The organism is Streptomyces nigrescens (assembly GCF_027626975.1).
GTDB lineage: Bacteria > Actinomycetota > Actinomycetes > Streptomycetales > Streptomycetaceae > Streptomyces > Streptomyces nigrescens.
The window spans coordinates 8,456,280-8,474,086 of the sequence record NZ_CP114203.1; the positions used below are offsets into that span (position 1 = coordinate 8,456,280).

A 17,807-nucleotide genomic window follows, 5' to 3' on the forward strand; every position below is an offset into this window, starting at 1 on the left:
TCCTGCTGTCACTGCTCCAGCCCGGCCGCGTGATCGGGCACATAGGTCTGCAGGTCCCGGGGCGGCCGCTGATAGCCGGTGGCCGGGGGCCGCGGTGGGATGTCGAGCGACGGCGGGGTGATGTCGCGGTAGGGCAGCGTCGACAGCAGATGGGCGATCATGTTCAGCCGGGCCCGGCGTTTGTCGTCGCTCTCGACGACGTACCACGGTGACTCCGCGATGTCCGTGTGGACGAACATCTCGTCCTTGGCCCGCGAGTACTCCTCCCAGCGGGTCAGCGATTCGAGGTCCATGGGGGAGAGCTTCCAGCGCCGCGTCGGGTCCTCCAGCCGGCGCCGGAACCGCCGCTCCTGAATCTCGTCACTCACCGAGAACCAGTATTTGCGCAGCAGGATCCCGTCCTCCACCAGCATCCGCTCGAAGACCGGGCACTGCCGCAGAAACCGCTGGTGCTCCGCCGGAGTGCAGAACCCCATGACCCGCTCGACACCGGCCCGGTTGTACCAACTGCGGTCGAACAGCACCATCTCGCCCGCCGCGGGCAGGTGCTCCGTATAGCGCTGGAAGTACCACTGGGTGCGCTCCCGCTCGGTGGGCCGGGGCAGCGCCACGATCCGCGCCACCCGGGGATTGAGGTTCTCGGTGACGCGTTTGATCGTGCTTCCCTTGCCGGCCGCGTCACGCCCCTCGAAGACCACCACCAGCCGGGCGCCCTCGGTCCGCACCCACTCCTGGAGCTTCACCAGCTCCGTCTGCAGCCGGTACAGCTCCCGCTCGTACAGTGACCGCGGCAGCTTCGCGGGGCCGTTGCCGCCCTGTTTCTCCGCCATACGACGACGGTACGGAGAAATGCCCGGCCCGGCCTCCCGGCTTGAGGCATGCGGCCGGGCCTCCCGCCTCAGGCATGCGAGCCGAACGGGGCCAGGACCTCGCGCTCGATCCGCCGCCGGACCCGGTCGGTCAGGGCGGCGAGCCGCTTCGACACCCTGGGGTGCACCGCCTGCGGCGACCGGATGTGCCGGGCCGTCGCGGGCAGCTCCGCGACATCCGCCACGACCCGCTGCCGGGCCTCCGGCAGCCGGCCGCGCGGTGTGCTGCGCACGCCCCCGCGCATCAGCGTCTCCAGCAGCGGGGTGCTGCCCTCCGGGAGCGGCTCGTCGGCCAGGCCGACCACATCGAGGCACCCGGGCCGGCGGAAGACCTGCTTGCGCCCCGGGGCGGTCATCTTCGCCGACGACAGCTTCATCACGGGCCGGCCGTCGTAGGCGACGAGCTTGTACGCCGAGTCCAGGGAGGGGGCATCGGCGCTCACACCGACGCGGGTGCCGACGGCGTAGACGTCGATCGGTGCTCTCGCGCGCGCCAGGTCGTGCACGGCGTATTCGTCCAGCCCGCCGCTGGCGACGATCCGCACCTGCGGCAGCCCCGCGTTGTCCAGGATCGAGCGGGCCCTGAAGGCCAGTTCCGCCAGGTCACCGCTGTCCAGCCGGATGGCCGACCCGTCACCGCGGCCCAGCCCGTTGAGCACCCGGGCCGCCGCCGCGACACCCGACTCGGTGTCGTAGGTGTCCACCAGAAAGGTCACCGGTCCGGGGTGGCAGAGCGCGAACGCGGTGAATGCCGCCTCCTCGTCCTCGAACGCCTCGATGTACGAGTGCGCCATCGTGCCGACGGCCGTCAGATCCTCGGCGTGCGCCGCCGCCACATTGCTGGTGCCCGCGAAACCGGTCATCGCACCGAGCCGGGCCACCTGCCGGGCGGCGGCGGTGCCATGGGTGCGCCGCAGCGAGAAATCCACGACGGAGCGGCCCCGCGCGGCGAGCACACAGCGGATGCACTTGGAGGCGATGGCCGTCTGGTGGGTGAGGTGGTTCAGCACGAAGGACTCCACGAACTGGGCCTGCGGCAGCGGAGCGGTGATCTCCAGCAGCGGCTCACCCGCCAGCACCACCCGCCCCTCCGGCACCGCCCGGACCTCGCCGGTGAAGCGCATGCCCAGGAGCGGGGCCAGATCCCGCGCCGGCCGCTGCAGCGCCTCGGCGAACACCTCGACATCCTCGTGTCCGACCCTGAAGCCGGCGAGGAAATCGAGGACGGTTTCGGCCCCGGCGGCGATCAGGAACCCCCGTTCCGGCGGCAGCGCCCGCACGAAGCAGCTGAAGGTCGCCGGTTGCGTCATGCCCTCGTGCAGATACGAGAGGGCCATGGTGACTTCGTACAGGTCGGTGGTCGTCGCATCCGACATGGCCGACTCCTTCCACGGACGGGGCCACCGGCCGGCCGTGGCCGCCGCCCGCACGGGCTCACGCCATGGCGTCCGTCCAGCCGTAGGCGACGCGGTGCTCCCGCCGGGGCGGCGCGGCACCGACACCTTCGAGGTCGTTGTCGGCCACCCGCAGCAGCTGCCCGGCGAGATCCTTCACCGCACGCCCGGCCGCGATCTCGTCGCCGATCTCCGGTACATCCCGGTCCTCGGGGCTGCACCGGGCCGTGCCGTGCCCGGTGAGGGTGGTGGTTCCGGTACGGAGCACCACGCGTGCCTTGGTCGTGCCGTCCTCCTCGAAGAGGTACAGACGGACGGGCCACTCGACTGTCTTTGCCATGGCTTGCCTCCGCTTTCCTGCCGGGGGCTGCCGCCGGAGGCCGCGGGCCGGGCCGCGACCGGGGGCCGACTCGCCGTCGGCAGCTGATCCCGCTGTATGAGCCCTCACCGTCATCATCCGCCTTCTGCCGTGACGCGTCCTGGCGCGGCCCGTGGACCGTCACGGACCGTGGCGCCCGCTGCCGCGCGGTCACTCATGAGGGACCACGGCCACCGGACACGGAGCGTGGTGGACGACCGCCTGCACGACATGACCGATCCGGGGCCCCGGCAGCCGGTGCCGGCGCCGGCGGCCGACGATGAACAGTCCCGCGTCCGCGGCGCTGTGCAGCAGCGCCGGCGCCGGACTCTCCATCACCACCCGGTCGTCCACCCGCACGTCCGGGTACTTCTCCCGCCAGGGCTGCAGGGCGGCGGCCAGCTCCTGCCGCGCGTCCTGTGCCGCTTCCTCGGCGGCGATCGGCTCCACACCGCCCCCGCGGTTGTAGGCGTACGCGGGCAGATGCCTGCCGTGGACGGCCCGCAGGGTGCCACCCCGCCGGGCGGCGCTGTCGAAGGCGAAGGCGAGCAGCGTCTCGCACGGCCCGTGGAGGCTCAGCCCCACCATCACCTCGCCGGCCCGCTCGGTCGCCGTGGTGTCCTGCCGGGCGCGTACCAGGACCGTGGGGAAGGCGGTGTGGGCCACCAGTTGCATACCGAGCTCACCGAGGGCGTAGCGCGACACCGGGCCCAGATCCCGTGAGCCGAGGACCAGCAGGTCCGACTGCTCCGCGGCCTCCTGCAGGGCCTCCAGCGGGTCCTTGGACACCAGGGCCTCGTCCACCGGAAGGTCCGGGAAACGGGTGCGGACCGCCGTGGCGGCCTCGTCCATCATCCGGTGGGGCCAGTAGTTCTGGTCCTGTTCGGCGGTGGGGTGGGGCGTCGGCTCCGGCGCGAGCAGCACCCAGGCATGCAGCAGCCGCAGGCGCGCACGACGCAGCCGTGCTTCCTCGGCCGCCCACAGGATCGCGGACAAGGACTCGGGCGTACCGTCCACACCGGCGGTGATGACATCCTTCATGGCCTCGCTCCGTTCCTGGCGCGCTCGGCGCGTTCGCGCCCACACCTCAAGGGTGCTCGACCTCGTCCGCTCCGGCATGAGCCACTCGGCCCCTTCCCGCCGGCCCAGGTCAGCGCGGCCCGCGCCCGGCGCCGTCCTGCGCGGTGGATGTCCCCGGGCCGCCGGGCGGGGCGCCGCCCATCATGCGGAGCATGGTCCGGCCCCCGGTGCGCAGGAACCGGTGGACCAGCGCGGCGGCGAGGAGGAGGAAGACGATGTTGAGCCAGGTGGTGTAGTTCCAGGAGACCCCTGACATGGGGATCGTCGCGGAGGCCTGGCTGGGGATCAGCCCCAGGGCGCCGAAGGCGAATTCGACCGCATAGCCCGCCACGACGATGGCCGCGTAGAAGGTGACCAGCAAAAACAGTGCCGTCCTGATCCCGTAGTACTTCCGGTAGATGTGCAGGATCGGCAGGATCAGCAGGTCGGAGAAGAGGAAGGCGACCACCCCGCCGAAGCTGATGCCGCCCTTCCACAGGACCACCGCCAGCGGCACATTGCCGACGGAGCAGACGAACGACGCGATCGCCACCAGCGGTCCGATCAGCGGCCCCCACAACTTCGCGGCCAGCGGATGCCCGTCGAAGAAGAAGGCGCGCCAGAAGCTGTCGGGGACCCAGGCGGCGATGGCACCGGCGATCAGCAGACCGATCACCAGGTCCTTGAGGATCGCCGCCCACTCCATGACGAAGACGTGCGAGGCCGAGGTGTACCCCTCGGCGGAGAACAGCCGCCGTGCGAAGGACCCTTCGCGGCGTACGGACATGTCCATCGCGGCATGCCCCTCCATGGCGCCCGCCAGGCCCCGTTCGGCCTGCTCACGCGCCTGGCGCAGCAGCGGGTCGCGCAGGAAGAGGCGGAACAGCACGGCCAGCAGCACGATCATCAGCGGTCCGCCGGTGAACTCGGCGGCCGTGAACTGCCACCCCATCAACAGGGCCAGGATGACGCCGAGTTCGACCACCAGGTTCGTGGAGGCGATCTCGAACGCCATGGCTGCCGTGAAGTGCGCGCCCTTGCGGAACAGGGACCGGGCCAGCGCGACCGCGGCGTACGAGCAGGACGAGGAGGCGGCGCCCAGGGCGGCGGCCATGGCCAGGGTGCGGGGACGGTCGTCGCCGAGCAGGCCGGTCACGGTGGACTTGCGCACCACGGCCTGGACGATCGCGGACAGCGCGAAACCCAGGATCAGCGCCCAGGTGATCTCCCAGGTCATGGATCCGGCGAGGGACAGGGCGTGCAGGATCGCGGACATCGGCTGAGGTGTTCCGTGCCCTGCCGCGGCGCAAACGCCCGCCGCCGCCGCGGTGCGTCAGACCCGCCCGTGCGCCCGTTGAGCCCGCCGCGACAGCGAGTCGATGACCACGGCGATCAACAGCACCCCGCCCGTGATCATGAACTGCACGGCCGTCTGGATGCCCATGAGGGCCACACCGGAGGCGATCGACTGGATCACCAGGACACCGAGCAGGGCCGACCAGGTCCGGCCCCGTCCGCCGAACAGACTGGTGCCGCCGATGACCGCCGCGGCGATGACGTCCATCAGCAGCAGGCCCGCCCCCGAGGTCTGACTGGCCGAGGTGACGCGCGAGGCCAGGAACAGACCGCCGATCGCCGCCATCGTTCCGGACATCATGAAGACCGAGATGCGGACCAGGTCCACATTGAGGCCGGTGCGGCGGGAGGCCTCGACGCTGCCGCCCAGCGCGAAGATCATGCGTCCGTAGCGCGTGCGGCGCAGTACGTAGTCGAGACCGACCAGCACGACGAGGAAGATCAACAGGGCCAGGGGGAGCCCCAGGAACTGGTTGAGGACGAACGCCGAGGCCATCGCGATCGCCGCCAGCACGCCCGTGCGCAGCAGGATCTCGCTCAGCGGCCGGGCGGGCACCCCGGCGGCCCGGCGCCGCCGCGCATCATGGTACGAGGCGAGGAAGTACCCGGCGGTGCCCAGCGCGGCCAGACCGTACGCGGCGGCCACATTGTGGAAGTAGTAGCCGGTCAGCATCGCGAGCAGGCCCTTGTCGTCGATGTTGATCGTGCCGTTGGCGCCCAGGATGTAGAGCATCAGGCCGTTCCAGCCCAGCAGGCCCGCAAGGGTGACCACGAACGCCGGTACCCCGACCTTGGCGAGGAAGAAGCCCTGGAAGGCTCCGATCGCCGTGCCGCCGAGCACCGCGATCAGCAGCGCGAGCCCCTCCGGCACACCGTGGTTCACGTTCAGCACCGCGAACGCGGCCGCGGCAAGACCGCTCACCGAGCCGACCGAGAGATCGATCTCGCCCAGCAGCAGCACGAAGACGATGCCCACCGAGATCATGCCGATGCCGACGATGTCCACGCTCAGGTTGGACAGATTGCGCGGCGAGAGGAAGTTCTCGTTGAGGCTCTCGAAGATGATCCACACCACGATCAGACCGAGGGCGACCGGGACCGAGCCGAGCTCACCGCTGTGGAACCTGCGCTTGAGCAGCTCCAGGGGGTTCTGCGTGCCGAACTCGGGCGCGAGCCGGCGCCGGTCGGCAGCGGGCACCGAGGCGCCGGCTGCCTTGTTCTTCCGGAGCGCCCAGGTCCGGCTCATGGCTCCACCTCCCACTCCGGCGTCTTGCGGCGGGTCACGGCGTTGTCCGTGGCTCCGGTGATCGAGGAGATGATCTGTTCGTGGGACGTGGTCGTCACATCGAAGAACCCGTTGTTGCGGCCGAGCCGCAGGACGGCGATCCAGTCCGCGACCGCCTTGATGTCCCCCATGTTGTGGCTGATCAGAAGCACCCCGTGACCGCGCTCCCGCAGCTGGTCGACGAGGTCGAGGACCTGTGCGGTCTGTTCGATGCCCAGGGACGCGGTGGGCTCGTCGAGGAGTACGAGCTGCGGTTCGCCGAGGAGCGAGCGGGAGATCGCGACGGTCTGGCGCTGGCCGCCGGAGAGCGAGGCGACCGGGAGGCGGACGTCGGGCATCCGGATGGCCAGCATGTCCAGCAGGTCGAGGGTGAGGCGTTCCATCTCCACCTCGTCGAGGACGCCGGCCCGGTGGATCTCGCGGCCGAGGAAGAGATTGCCGACCACGTCGAGGTTGTCGCACAGCGCGAGGTCCTGGTAGACGGTGGCGATTCCCAGGTCCTGGGCATCGTGCGGGCGGGTGATGTGGACGGGCCGGCCCTCCCACTCGATCACGCCCTCATCGGCGGGGTCGACCCCGGCGATCACCCTGATCAGCGTGGACTTGCCGGCGCCGTTGTCGCCCACGAGGGCGACGACCTGACCGGCGCGGATCTCCAGGTCGACATCGGCCAGGGCCTGGACGGCGCCGTAGCGCTTGAAGATGCCGCGCAGCGCCAGCAGGGGCGGCGCCGGCCTCGGTCGCCGGAGAGGTGCGCCGGACTCCATGGATACCTGCCTTACCTGAGGAGCCCCGCCCTCTTGCAGGCGGACTCGAACTTGGGGGTGCAGATCTGATCGATCGTGTACATACCGTCCTTGACGACGGTGTTCTTGATGTTGTGCACGTTCACGGAGACCGGGGTGAGCAGCACGGCCGGGATGCCCCGGTTGGTGGGGCTGTTGACCGTGTGCGTCGTGATGTCTTTGAGCTTCTCGCCGCGTCCCAGCGCGACGGCCATGGCGGCGGCGGTGCCGGCCTCGGGCGCGAAGGGCTTGTAGACGGTCATGATCTGATCGCCCTTGACGAGGCGTTGAATGGCGGCGAGTTCGGCGTCCTGGCCGGTGATGGGCGGCAGCGGAGCGACCTTGGCGGCCTGGAGGGCGGCGATGATGCCGGCGGCGAGTCCGTCGTTGGCGGAGTAGACGCCGTCGATGTGGTCCGCGCCGAGGGCCGAGAGGGCGGCGGACATGTTGCGGTTCGCGTTCTCCGGTCGCCAGTCGCCGGTCTCGTAGGCCTTCGCGATCTTCACCTTGCCCTTGAGCGCGGCGAGCGCGCCCTGCTTGAACCAGGCGGAGTTGGGGTCCGTCGAAGCGCCGTTCATCATGACGATCTGGGCGTCGCGCGCCTTGGGGCCGAGCGCCTTGAGCAGCGCCTCGCCCTGCAGCCTGCCGACCGTCTCGCCGTTGAAGGAGACATAGGCGGAGACCGGCCCCTCGACGAGGCGGTCGTAGGCGACGACCGGGATGCCGGCCCGCCGCGCGCTCTCGACCGAGGAGCGGAGCGACTTGGAATCGACGGCATCCAGGATCAGCACCTGGACCTGCTTGGTGATCATCGCGTCCATCTGCTGCTGCTGGGTGGCCACATCGTGCTGCGCGCTGACGGTCTCCACCGTGCACTCGGGGCACAGATGATGGATCTTCTTCTCGATCAGGGGCTTGTCGAAGTGGTAGAGGCGCGAGGTGTTGTCCGGGAGCAGCACACCGATCTTCGGGGCGCCGCCGGAGGCGGACCCGTTCGACTCTCGTGCCCCGCCGGCCTCTCCGCAGGCAGCCGGGCCGGCCACCATGCACACCCCGGCCAGGAGGGCAGCGGCTCCCCGCAGGCGGGCATTCACCTCAGCGCACCTCCTCACCGTTCGGCCGGACGTCCGCGCCGGCCGCCTCCGCGGCGCCGAGCCGCTCGCCCGGCTCCAGGGTGATCTCGCTCCACACCTGCTTGCCGCCGCTCAGCGGCACCGAGCCCCAGGACGCCGACATCGCTTCGACGAGCAGCAGCCCCCGGCCACCGGTCGACTCCCAGTCCACGCTCGTCGGCTTGACGGGGGCGCGGGGCGACGCATCGTTCACCGCGACCCGCAGCCGGTCCGCGGCCAGCGTCAGATCCAGCCGTACCTCCCCCTGGGTATGGGCGATGGCGTTGGTGACCAGCTCGGACACCACCAGCAGGGCCACGTCCAGCTCCTCGGTCACACCCCAGGAGCGCAGGGTGCGCCCGGTGAAGCGGCGGGCGTGCATGACGGCGTCCGGCAGCCGCCACACCGTCCAGCGCACCCGGGTCGGGCGGACCCGCATCCCGTCGTAGCGCAGCACCAGCAGGGCCACATCGTCGTCCCGCCGCTTCGCGCCCCCGAGGAGGTCATCGGCGAGCTGACCGGCATCGGCCGGATCGGCCGCGGCGAGCGCCGCACGCACCCGGCGGATGCCGTCCTCCAGGGGGAGGCTGGCCGACTCCGCCAGGCCGTCCGTGAGCAGGGCGAGCACGGTGCCGGGGGCCAGACCCACCTCGGTCAGCGGGAACTCACCGTCCTCGGCCACCCCCAGCGGAGGCCCGCCCTCGACCGGCAGTTCCTCGGTGCTGCCGTCGGGGAGCCGCAGCAGCGGCGGCAGATGCCCGGCCCGGACGAACCAGGCGATGCCCTCCTCCATGTCCAGGTCCACATAGCAGCAGGTGGCGAAGAGATCGGTCTCCATACCGAGGAGCAGCCGGTTGGCGTGGGCGATCACCACATCGGGCGGGTGGCCCTCCACCGCGTAGGCCCTGATGGCCGTGCGCATCTGCCCCATGATCGTGGCGGCGCCGGCGCTGTGGCCCTCCACATCGCCGATGACGAGCGCGACATGGCCGTCGGAGAGCGGAATGACGTCGTACCAGTCGCCGCCCACTTCGAGCCCCATCGTGGCGGGCAGATAGCGGGCGACGGCCACCCCACCGGGCAGCGACGGCAGCTTGCGGGGCAGCAGGCTGCGCTGGAGCATCGTGGCGAGCTCGTGCCCGGCGTCCAGCGCATGGGCGCGCACCAGGGCCTGCCCCACCAGGCCCGCGGTCGCGGTCAGCAAGGACCGCTCCTCCGGCCCGAAGTGGTGCTCCTCGTCCCATCCGATCAGGCACACCCCGACGATCCGGCCCTCGGCCGGCAGCGGCAGCACGGCGAGCCCGCCGGGCCCGATGCCCACAAGGTCGGGTTCGAGGGCCGCTCCCGGCGGCCACAGGGCGACATGCCCGGCGCGCAGCACGCTCTCCAGCGTGGGCATGGAGTGGCAGGCCGCATCAGGCCACTCGGACCGCCATTCGGACCGCCACGCATCGGGCCAGGCACCGGGCTCCGGGGGGTCGAGGACGGACACCACGAACCGGTCCGCCTCCAGCTCGGCCACCGCCACCCGGTCCGCCCCCAGCGGCGCCCGCAGCGCGGAGACCACCACCCGGCTGACGTCCCGGATCGTCGTGGCGCCGGCCAGCGCGGTCGACAGCCGCTGCACGATGGAGACCTCGTCGGCGGTGGGACGCAGATACGAGGCGTCGGCGACCACCCCCAGCATCCGCTCCGGGGCGCCGCCGGCGTCGACCAGCACCCGGCTGCGCAGGCTCAGCCAGCGCAGCTCGCCGTTGGGCCGGCGGATACGGATCGACATCTGCTGGCCGGCCGTGGGCAGCCCGCCCGGCTCCACGATCGACATCAGCGCGGGCACGTCGTCCGGTACGGTGCGCTCCAGCAGCGTCTCCACCCGCCGGTCGAACTCCTCAGGAGCGATGCCGAACAGCTCCAGCACCTGTGCGTCCGCGTCCATCCGTCCGGTGCGCAGCACCAGCGTGAAAGCGCCGCCCCGGAGGGTGTCCAGCCCCGGCCCCAGCAGCGACCGCCGCTCCGTCTGCGCCATGACCCGGGCCGCGACGGCATCCAGCCCCGCGGCCACCTGGTCGGCGTGCAGCTCCAGGAGATGACGGCGGTCCGCGTCGAAGGCGTCGGTGGCCTTGTCCATCACCACCAGGCACCCCAGGAGCCGCCCGCTCACGCCCAGCGGCAGCACGCCCAGGGAGACATCGGCCGGCGGCTTCCCGGCACCGTCCCAGGGGTCGGCGCCGGGGCTGTCAGGGGAACCGGTCAGGTCGTACTCCGCGAGCTCCGCCGGGCCCAGCCACAGAGGGGCGCCGCCGCGGAAGGCCGCGGCGACCGGAGAGTTGCCGGACACCGGATAGCTCGTCGGCAATCCGTAGGGGACGCCGGAGCCTCCGACCATCTCGGCCAGCTGAAGAACGCTGTCCCCTTCGGCCGGCACGTAGACGGCGGTCAGCTCAGCCCCGGTAGACCCAAGGACTCGTGCGGTCACTGCCTGCACCGCCTCCGTACGCCGGAAGCCGTCGTCATAAGCCACGGTCGCCGTATCCGCCCTCGGGGGCCAGGGCGTCCACCCCGCCACCGCCTCAATCGGATATGTCGTGTTTTACCGTCTTCTCTCCATGGTGCGGCACACAGCGAGCCGGGAGCTAGTCGGCGCCGGGATCACGGTGTGTGACCGGGGAAGTCCTCCGCCAGCAGCGCGGCGAGGTCGAGGAACGCGTCCTGTGTACGGGACCGCAGCCGGGCGAGCTCGATGTCGCGCTGGCTGTCGAGGCGGTAGTCGAACGGGATGAAGACCACCCCGCCCGGATGGCCGCGGAAGTGCTCGACGACATCGTCCCGCCGCACCGGCCGGTCCGGCCCGGCAAGGCCGGTGACCGCGAGGACGGCGCGCTCCGCCAGCTCCGGGTGGCCACGGCGCGCGAGAAGGGACAGCAGTGCCTGTGTCTGCTCGATGCCGCGCTCGGTCATCGGGGCCACCACGACCAGACGGTGCGTCATCGACAGGGCGGTGTCGGTGACGCTCTCCGTCCGCAGATGGGCCCAGTCCGCGAGGACGACGGAGAAGTGCCGGCTCAGCAGCTCCATCAGCCGGCGGTACTCCTCCTCGTACACCGGAACCGGCGTGGTGCGGCCCAGGCCGTGGGTGAGCGCCCGCAGTCCTGACGGGCCGTCCAGGGTGTGGCGCAGTACCTCCTCGTAGCTGTCGGCCACGGGCAGCGTACGGAGCAGATCGTGGCGCAGCCCGGCCGAGCCGCCGAGGTTCAGCCGGCCGGCCAGCTCACCGACCGCGTGGCCGGCGTCGAGCGCGATCACCCGCCCACCGCGCGCGGCGGACAACAACGCCCCCAGCGCGATCGTGACGGTGCTCCGGCCGACATCGCCGTCCACGCCGACGACGGTCGCCCGGTAGCTGAACCGCAGGCGGGCACGGACCAGTTCCAGCTTCCGCTGCTGCTCCGGCCCCATCCGCCGCCGCCCCAGCCGGGGCACCGGACCGCCGCCCCGCAGCGGCCGGTCCGCCGCCTCGCCGAGCTCCGCCGAGTCGTGGTCGAGCGGGATCTGCGGGCCCGGACGGAACGAGAAGCGTGCGGCGCTCCCGGTGCCGGCCGCGCTCCCGGAATCGGCGCCGCCCGTCCGCAGTTCCGTCACCATCGGCACGTAACGGGCGAAGGTCTCGGCGACCTCACCGGCGGTCGGGCGGCGCCCCGGGTCCTCGGACAGGCACGCCGTGACGATCTCGCGCAACGGCCGCCAGGTGTCGCCCTGCCACAGCGCCATGTCCCCGCTCTCCGCGGACTGCGGGACGCGGTGCTTGTCCCCGAGCCGGCGCAGGATCTGGCCCAGCGACTCGATGTTGTCCGCCATCGTCGGGACGGCTTCCGCCCCGCGGGCCCGGAAGTTCCCGTCGATGCCGCACCGGCCCAGACCGGTCAGCATCAGGGAGCGCCCGACGACATGCACGCTCTGCGGGGTGAGTTCGGGGAGTACCAGCCCCTTGAGATGGCACAGGTTGACGGCGCTCGCCAGATGCCATCCGTAGGCGATGGACAGCAGGGTGTCGCGGCGCAGCTGGGAGCCGGTGGCCGCCCGCAGCAGGCTGCTGAGCTGCGGCGGCGGCCCGCCCTGGTCCTGCCCGGACGGGCGGTAGAGCTGCATGGCCAGCCACGGCGGATCATCGCGCGGACCCGTCGCGAGCAGCACCGGCGCATACTGGCCGGCCATCCGCCCCAGCGCCTCCGCCTCGGTGGTGAGCATCGCCGCCGCCTCCTCAGGTGCGCCCGGCCGGATCACCCGGACCGCGGCCTCCTTGCCGGCACGGTCACGGCCCAGGTACACGAGTGAACGTGCACCGGGCTGCCGGCCGTGCAGGGTGTACGGGCCCAGCCGTCGGGGATCCCGCGAGGTGAGGGGGCGCCAGCCGTCGGTGCCCGCCGGCTCCATGTCGTCGTCCGGCGGCGCCACCTGCACGGAGGCGCCGAGCCGGGCCATCAGCCGCCGTTCCACGGAGGAGAAGGCGCGCGAGCCGGCCGGGAGGTGGTCCATCCCGTCCGGATGCGCGAGCCAGGCGGGGAAGTCGGGGGAGCGCCCGGCCAGTTGCTCCAGCCGGTGCCCGATGTGGCGGCCGGTGCGCAGGAGTTCGGGCGTGGACACCGCGTCCAGGAGCGCCGACTTGGCCGCCTCGGAGAAGTCGAAGATCCGGTGCTGGTCCCGCAGCGGGCCGGCCACCGGCGCCTCGACGGGCTGCATCAGCCCGCCGAGGAACACCTCGGCCAGATGGGCGGTGTCGGCGGACCACGGCACCGCGGACTGCACCAGCCGCATCACCGGCACGGAAACGGGCGCGACCGCCGCGATGTGCGCGGCGAGCCGGTACGCCTCGGGCGAGGCCGCGTCGCGGAAGTGCCGGACGGTGTCCGTGCCGTCGCCGGACGGGACGACGGGGCGCCCGGCCGGTGCGTGCAGCAGCGGGAGCTGGACCGTGCCGCCGGTCGAGGCGAGCAGCCGGGACCAGGCCGAGACGGGGCCCGCCGAGGTCTCCAGCACCGGCACCGGCAGTCCGTGGAACGGCGCGAGGTCGGCGGGCAGGACCGGATCGCTGACGCTCCACGAGACCCCGGCGGCACCACGCCGGCGCGTCGTCACCCGCCAGCGGCCGGCCTGGATGCCGGAGCCGCCCCACAGCCGCGGCGGCAGCGCATGCAGCACCGCCACCGGCCCGTTCGCCGCCCAGCGCCCCAGCACCCGGTGCATCCGGCCATCCCGCCAGGCGGCACCCATACCGTCGCTCAGCAGCAGGATCAGGGTCTGGCCCGACGGGTCGGCCAGCACCGCCGGCGGCAGCGAGGTGGTGTCCGGGTCGAACGGGCGGCCGCGCAGCAACGGGGCATCGGGACCGCGGGTGTCCAGCCCGTGGACATGGACCATCCGGAACGCGCCGACCCGCTGCATCATCGTCCGCCACTCGACGGCGAGCCGCCGCCACAGCAGCATCGACATGCCGTCGTCCACCACGAGCGCAAGGTCGAGCCAGCGCTCGTGCCCGGGACGCAGCACGACGTCGGGCAGCCCGCTCTCGGCCAGCGCCGCGGCCGTCGCCGCCTCGTCGAACTCCTGGATGCGGGTGGTGGTCCGGCGCTGGCGCAGCGGGCGCAGGGCGCGGCCGATGCCCAGCTCGCCGAGGAGCGCCTTGTTCTCCGGAACCCGCAGCGGGATCGCCGCACTCGTCTTCGGCGGCAGCGGGAATTCCCGCCGGGGCGGCCGCGGCACCGTGCCGGTCTCCGGCGCGGCGTGCAGATCGCCGCCGAGGTCGTCCAGCGGCAGGACGTCAGGGGGCTCCGCCTCCGCCATGGCACCGTCGTCCGGCGCGGGCGGGGGCGGTGGCTCCGGACACGCCTCGGCCCCGGACACCGACCGGTGCCCGGGTCCCAACGCCCGTGCGAGAGGCGCCGATTGCTCGCCGGTCGGCAGCCGTCCGGCCAGCCAGAGCGCATCGAGCAGGGAGTGCCGGTCCAGCTCGACACCGGCCCCCGCGAAGACCCCGAGCACCTCCCGGAGCCGGTCGGATCCCCCTGTCATCGCTCAGACGGTCCCGCCCAGTTGATGGAGCACGGCGTCCAGCAGCCCGTCGGCATCCAGATCGACACCGCCGGCCCGCAGGAACACGGCGTTGAGCAGCTGGTCGGTGGCGAGTTCACCCGGACCGCGGCGCTGCAGGAACGACCTGAGCAGGTCCTCGACGCCGACCAGCGCGCCGTCACCGAGGTGGGCCGCCACGATGGACCGCAGCCGCTCCTCGTCGGGAGTGGGCAGATCCAGCCGGATGCAGCGGCGCAGGAACGCCGGCGGGAAGTCCCGCTCCCCGTTGCTCGTGATCACCACGACCGGGAATTCCGTGCACAGCACCTTGCCCCGCTCCACCGTGACCGGGTCCTGGGAGTCGGCCGCCAGGACCTGGACCACCGACTGCGATTCGGGCAGCCGGGCCAGCTCCGGGATCTCGAAGACGCCCTCCTCGAACACGGTCAGCAGATCGTTGGGCAGATCGACGTCCCCCTTGTCGAGCTCATCGACGAGCAGCACCCGCGGCCGCGGGCCCGGCACCAGCGCCGTGCCCAGCGGACCGAGGCGCACAAAGCTGCCGATGGAGGGCTCGGCCTCCCCGCGGTCACGGCTGAGGGTGGTCTCCCGCAGCCGCCCGATGGCGTCGTAGCGGTACAGCGCGTCCTGGACGTTGGCCCGGCTGTTCACCGGCCAGCGCAGCACCTCACCGAGGTCGAGTTCATGGGCGACCGCCCTGGCGAGCGAGGACTTGCCGGTGCCGGCCGGCCCGGTGACCAGCAGCGGCCTGCGCAGATGGAGCGCGGCGTTGACCACGTCGGCGTGCTCCGGAGCGATCAGATACGGCAGGGGCCCGGGGGCGCCGCGCCGGGAGCCGCCGAACCTGCGCCAGGGCGGGGCCTGCGGCAGGGTGACCCGGCGCTGGGTGCCGTCGCCCTGGAACAGCCGCCAGTCGGCGGCGGGTTCGGGGTTCATATGAGCTCCGTGGGTTCGGAAAGCTGGAGTTCGGGCAGGGCGCGGTCGGGGTCGGCCCAGGCGAGGACGGGCCTGCCCGGATGGTCGGCGGGACGGTGCAGGGTCTTGGCGCGGTAGGAACGGACCTGCTCGGGCAGTGCGCGGGCCGGAGACTCCGACACCTGCTGAACGGCATGCGACACCTCGTGTGCCGGACCGCGGTCCCACAGCACGACCGGAACGCCCATCGCCAGACACACCTGGATGATCTCCATCCGGGCCCGTGCGGACACCTCCACCGACACCCGGGCGGCATCGCGCCGGTCGAGCAACTTGCCGTACACCTCGCGCACTCCGGTGGACGGACCGGTGATGCGCAGGGGGCCGGAGGATTCCAGACGGTCCCAGCGGTGGCGCCAGTCGGTGAGAAAACGCTCGTTGCGGCGCAGGAGTTCCGGACAGTGCACCACCAGGGCGTACTCCGCGCCCAGCACCCCCGGGATCAGGCCGTCCGGATCGGCGAACTCCCACTCGTCCACGGGGAGTTCGAGACAGTCACGGTCGAGGAGGACCTCGACGACCGGCCGGACGCCCTCGGGAGCGGTCCGGCAGAGCCGTTCCAGGAGCTGCAGCACCGCCTCGGCGGTCTCCGCCGCGCTGTACCGGCGGCCGGTCTCGGTCGGCGCCCGGTGCGGGCCCATCCCGTCGTCGCTCCACAGACGCAGATGGAAGGCGTCCGCACCGGCCTTGACCAGGTGCACCAACAGCCGCGGCGGCCGGGTGCGCCGGTTCCGCCCGAGCGCCCATTCGTCCGCGTCGGCACGGCGCTCCCGCAGCGAGGACGGGGGGATACCGAGGCGGGCGGCGACGCCGTCGGCCCACAGCCGCAGCCGGGCCCGCTCCGGAGGGGGACACAGCACCGCCATGAATTCGACCGCCCGCAGCAGCCCGGGCACCCGCAGTTCGCCCGGTCCGGAACGGCTGTCACCGGAGAGCTGTTCCAGCCTGCCGAGCAGCTCGGGGAACCCGGCGTCGTAGGGGAGTTCCGCGACCAGCGGCAGCGCGGCCCGTACGGCCTCGGGCAGCAGATCCACGAGCTCGCCCGGCAGCCCCGTCAGCTGGGCCAGCAGCCGGTCGTGCTCCCGCGGCGACAGCAGCCGGGGCACCGCGGACAGCTTCCCCGCCGCGATCAGCGCCGAGACGGCACCCGGGTCCCGGGAGCGCAGCGCTTCCGTCAGCGCCGCCAGCGCCCGCTCCTCGGTCACCAGAATCCGCGCGAACTCCTCGGGAGTCGGGGCGGAACCGTCCGTGGGGTGCCCGAGGCCGCAGCGCTCGGCGACCGCCCTGGCGTAGTCGGCCCGGAACATCGGCGCGGGCAGCACATTCGCCAGCAGATCGGCCAGGACGGCCTGCGCGGGATCGTCGTCACGGACCGGCCGGTCGAGCAGTGCCCCGGCGCCGGCCGCCCGCAGCTCCGCCTCGATCCGCTGCCACGGGATGGCCCAACTGCGGCGGGTGACATGCCGGGAGTCGTAGACCTGGTCGACCGGCGGCAGCACACAGGCGGCCACGAGTCCCACGACCGCGCCCTCGGCATCCGACCACAGGGGGCCGCCGCTGTAGGCGGGCCCGATCGCCATGCCGGAGAGCGCGCCGTCCAGGTAGCCGACCCGGCTGTCACAGGTCTTCACCCGGACATCGGCGTACGAGCCGCTCAGCGCGCTGCCGTGCCAGGCGCGCACGGACTGGCCCACCCGCATCCGCCGGAACTCCGGCGGAGCCGGGCAGCATAACTCGGCGTTGACCCTGAGGACCGCCAGATCGCCCGCCCACTCCAGCTCGCCACGGCCCGGCGGACCGTCCGTTCCGTCGAGCCGGCGCGGCGGGAGCCAGTGGACGGGCTGCGCTTCGTGCAGCTGCGCACCGGACGGGCCGTGTGTCTGCACCCGCAGTGTGGCCCCCTCCGGCCGGCTGTCGTCGAAGAGGTCCTTCCCGAGCGCGTCATTGACGACATGGGCGCAGGTGAGCAGATGATGCTGCGTCAGCACCACGGCCGCGCCCGCCGCTTTGCCGTCCCCGGCATCCAGCACCGACGCCACCCGGAAGCGGGGATCCGCCGCATCGTCGGTGCCCGATGCGGCGCGGAACCAGCCCATTACTCCGCCCGCTGCGGCTGCCAGGTCGCCGTGATCGTCAGACTCGCATGGCCGTTGGCCCCGACGATCCCGAGCTTGAGGTCCTGGCCGACCTGCACCCCGAACTGCACCGACATCTCGTGCGGCGGTCGTTCGGACGCGGTGACCGCATCATGGATCTCCTGGAGCAGCGGCCCGAGCGGACGCAGCGTCGTCCGCATCGCCGCGACGGCACCGGCTCCGGCCGCGGCGCCGCCCCGGGCCACCGGCACGGTCGGGCCCATACCGTCCGGCAGGTCGGCCTCTTGGGACTGCGCCGGGGGTGACGCCGCGGTCGCCGGGGCCAGCTCCAGGCGGATCGACGTCCCGTCGGCAAGGCTGAGTTCTGAGAGATGTGGCACACCTCCATTGTGCCGATCAGCGGTGCTCACGGCAGCGGAACGGACGGATCA

General features: G+C 72.4%; 13 protein-coding genes. All 13 read right to left on the bottom strand.

Annotated elements, in window-relative coordinates; all coding sequences use genetic code 11:
• Positions 1-8: 8 nt before the first annotated feature.
• Positions 9-830 (bottom strand): polyphosphate kinase 2, encoded by an 822-nt coding sequence (ppk2, locus tag STRNI_RS37155; protein ID WP_159491164.1) that lies wholly within the window; start codon positions 828-830, stop codon positions 9-11.
• A gap of 68 nt (positions 831-898) precedes the next feature.
• Complete coding sequence (locus tag STRNI_RS37160; RefSeq protein WP_274733499.1) at positions 899-2,245, bottom strand: nicotinate phosphoribosyltransferase; 1,347 nt, start codon at positions 2,243-2,245, stop codon at positions 899-901.
• A 58-nt stretch (positions 2,246-2,303) separates the two neighbouring features.
• Positions 2,304-2,603 carry a dsRBD fold-containing protein gene (locus STRNI_RS37165; protein WP_093638209.1) on the bottom strand — a complete coding sequence of 100 codons (300 nt, stop codon included), beginning with the start codon at positions 2,601-2,603 and terminating at the stop codon, positions 2,304-2,306.
• Between the two features lie 189 nt (positions 2,604-2,792).
• Entirely contained in the window at positions 2,793-3,662 is an 870-nt protein-coding gene (locus STRNI_RS37170) for a universal stress protein (RefSeq protein WP_159491168.1), read from the bottom strand.
• Positions 3,663-3,771: 109 nt separating this feature from the next.
• The gene (locus STRNI_RS37175) at positions 3,772-4,956 is read right to left on the bottom strand and encodes a permease (RefSeq protein ID WP_266439651.1); all 1,185 of its coding nucleotides are present in this window, start codon (positions 4,954-4,956) and stop codon (positions 3,772-3,774) included.
• Positions 4,957-5,013: 57 nt separating this feature from the next.
• Positions 5,014-6,282, bottom strand: a complete 1,269-nt coding sequence (locus STRNI_RS37180) for a sugar ABC transporter permease (protein ID WP_159491172.1) — start codon at positions 6,280-6,282, stop codon at positions 5,014-5,016.
• The gene (locus STRNI_RS37185; RefSeq protein WP_093638200.1) at positions 6,279-7,088 is read right to left on the bottom strand and encodes an ATP-binding cassette domain-containing protein; all 810 of its coding nucleotides are present in this window, start codon (positions 7,086-7,088) and stop codon (positions 6,279-6,281) included. The genes STRNI_RS37180 and STRNI_RS37185 overlap by 4 nt, the downstream gene beginning before the upstream one ends.
• 11 nt (positions 7,089-7,099) lie before the next feature.
• Positions 7,100-8,200 (bottom strand): sugar ABC transporter substrate-binding protein, encoded by a 1,101-nt coding sequence (locus tag STRNI_RS37190; protein WP_229838377.1) that lies wholly within the window; start codon positions 8,198-8,200, stop codon positions 7,100-7,102.
• 1 nt (position 8,201) lies between these two features.
• Positions 8,202-10,739: a SpoIIE family protein phosphatase gene (locus STRNI_RS37195; RefSeq protein ID WP_159491174.1), complete on the bottom strand. Its 2,538-nt coding sequence runs from the start codon at positions 10,737-10,739 to the stop codon at positions 8,202-8,204.
• Positions 10,740-10,867: 128 nt separating this feature from the next.
• Positions 10,868-14,284: an SAV_2336 N-terminal domain-related protein gene (locus tag STRNI_RS37200; RefSeq protein ID WP_266439654.1), complete on the bottom strand. Its 3,417-nt coding sequence runs from the start codon at positions 14,282-14,284 to the stop codon at positions 10,868-10,870.
• Between the two features lie 3 nt (positions 14,285-14,287).
• The gene (locus STRNI_RS37205) at positions 14,288-15,241 is read right to left on the bottom strand and encodes an AAA family ATPase (RefSeq protein WP_148588951.1); all 954 of its coding nucleotides are present in this window, start codon (positions 15,239-15,241) and stop codon (positions 14,288-14,290) included.
• Entirely contained in the window at positions 15,238-17,376 is a 2,139-nt protein-coding gene (locus tag STRNI_RS37210; RefSeq protein ID WP_277412807.1) for a VMAP-C domain-containing protein, read from the bottom strand. The genes STRNI_RS37205 and STRNI_RS37210 overlap by 4 nt, the downstream gene beginning before the upstream one ends.
• Positions 17,376-17,756: a CU044_2847 family protein gene (locus STRNI_RS37215; protein ID WP_093638186.1), complete on the bottom strand. Its 381-nt coding sequence runs from the start codon at positions 17,754-17,756 to the stop codon at positions 17,376-17,378. Before STRNI_RS37215 ends, STRNI_RS37210 begins: the two co-directional genes overlap by 1 nt.
• Between the last annotated feature and the right edge of the window lie 51 nt (positions 17,757-17,807).

What these genes read in the sequence shown, in the direction of transcription:
- ppk2 (WP_159491164.1), bottom strand. Translation starts at nt 830, where the DNA reads ATGGCGGAGAAACAGGGCGGCAACGGCCCCGCGAAGCTGCCGCGGTCA.
- STRNI_RS37160 (WP_274733499.1), bottom strand. Translation starts at nt 2,245, where the DNA reads ATGTCGGATGCGACGACCACCGACCTGTACGAAGTCACCATGGCCCTC.
- STRNI_RS37165 (WP_093638209.1), bottom strand. Translation starts at nt 2,603, where the DNA reads ATGGCAAAGACAGTCGAGTGGCCCGTCCGTCTGTACCTCTTCGAGGAG.
- STRNI_RS37170 (WP_159491168.1), bottom strand. Translation starts at nt 3,662, where the DNA reads ATGAAGGATGTCATCACCGCCGGTGTGGACGGTACGCCCGAGTCCTTG.
- STRNI_RS37175 (WP_266439651.1), bottom strand. Translation starts at nt 4,956, where the DNA reads ATGTCCGCGATCCTGCACGCCCTGTCCCTCGCCGGATCCATGACCTGG.
- STRNI_RS37180 (WP_159491172.1), bottom strand. Translation starts at nt 6,282, where the DNA reads ATGAGCCGGACCTGGGCGCTCCGGAAGAACAAGGCAGCCGGCGCCTCG.
- STRNI_RS37185 (WP_093638200.1), bottom strand. Translation starts at nt 7,088, where the DNA reads ATGGAGTCCGGCGCACCTCTCCGGCGACCGAGGCCGGCGCCGCCCCTG.
- STRNI_RS37200 (WP_266439654.1), bottom strand. Translation starts at nt 14,284, where the DNA reads ATGACAGGGGGATCCGACCGGCTCCGGGAGGTGCTCGGGGTCTTCGCG.
- STRNI_RS37205 (WP_148588951.1), bottom strand. Translation starts at nt 15,241, where the DNA reads ATGAACCCCGAACCCGCCGCCGACTGGCGGCTGTTCCAGGGCGACGGC.
- STRNI_RS37210 (WP_277412807.1), bottom strand. Translation starts at nt 17,376, where the DNA reads ATGGGCTGGTTCCGCGCCGCATCGGGCACCGACGATGCGGCGGATCCC.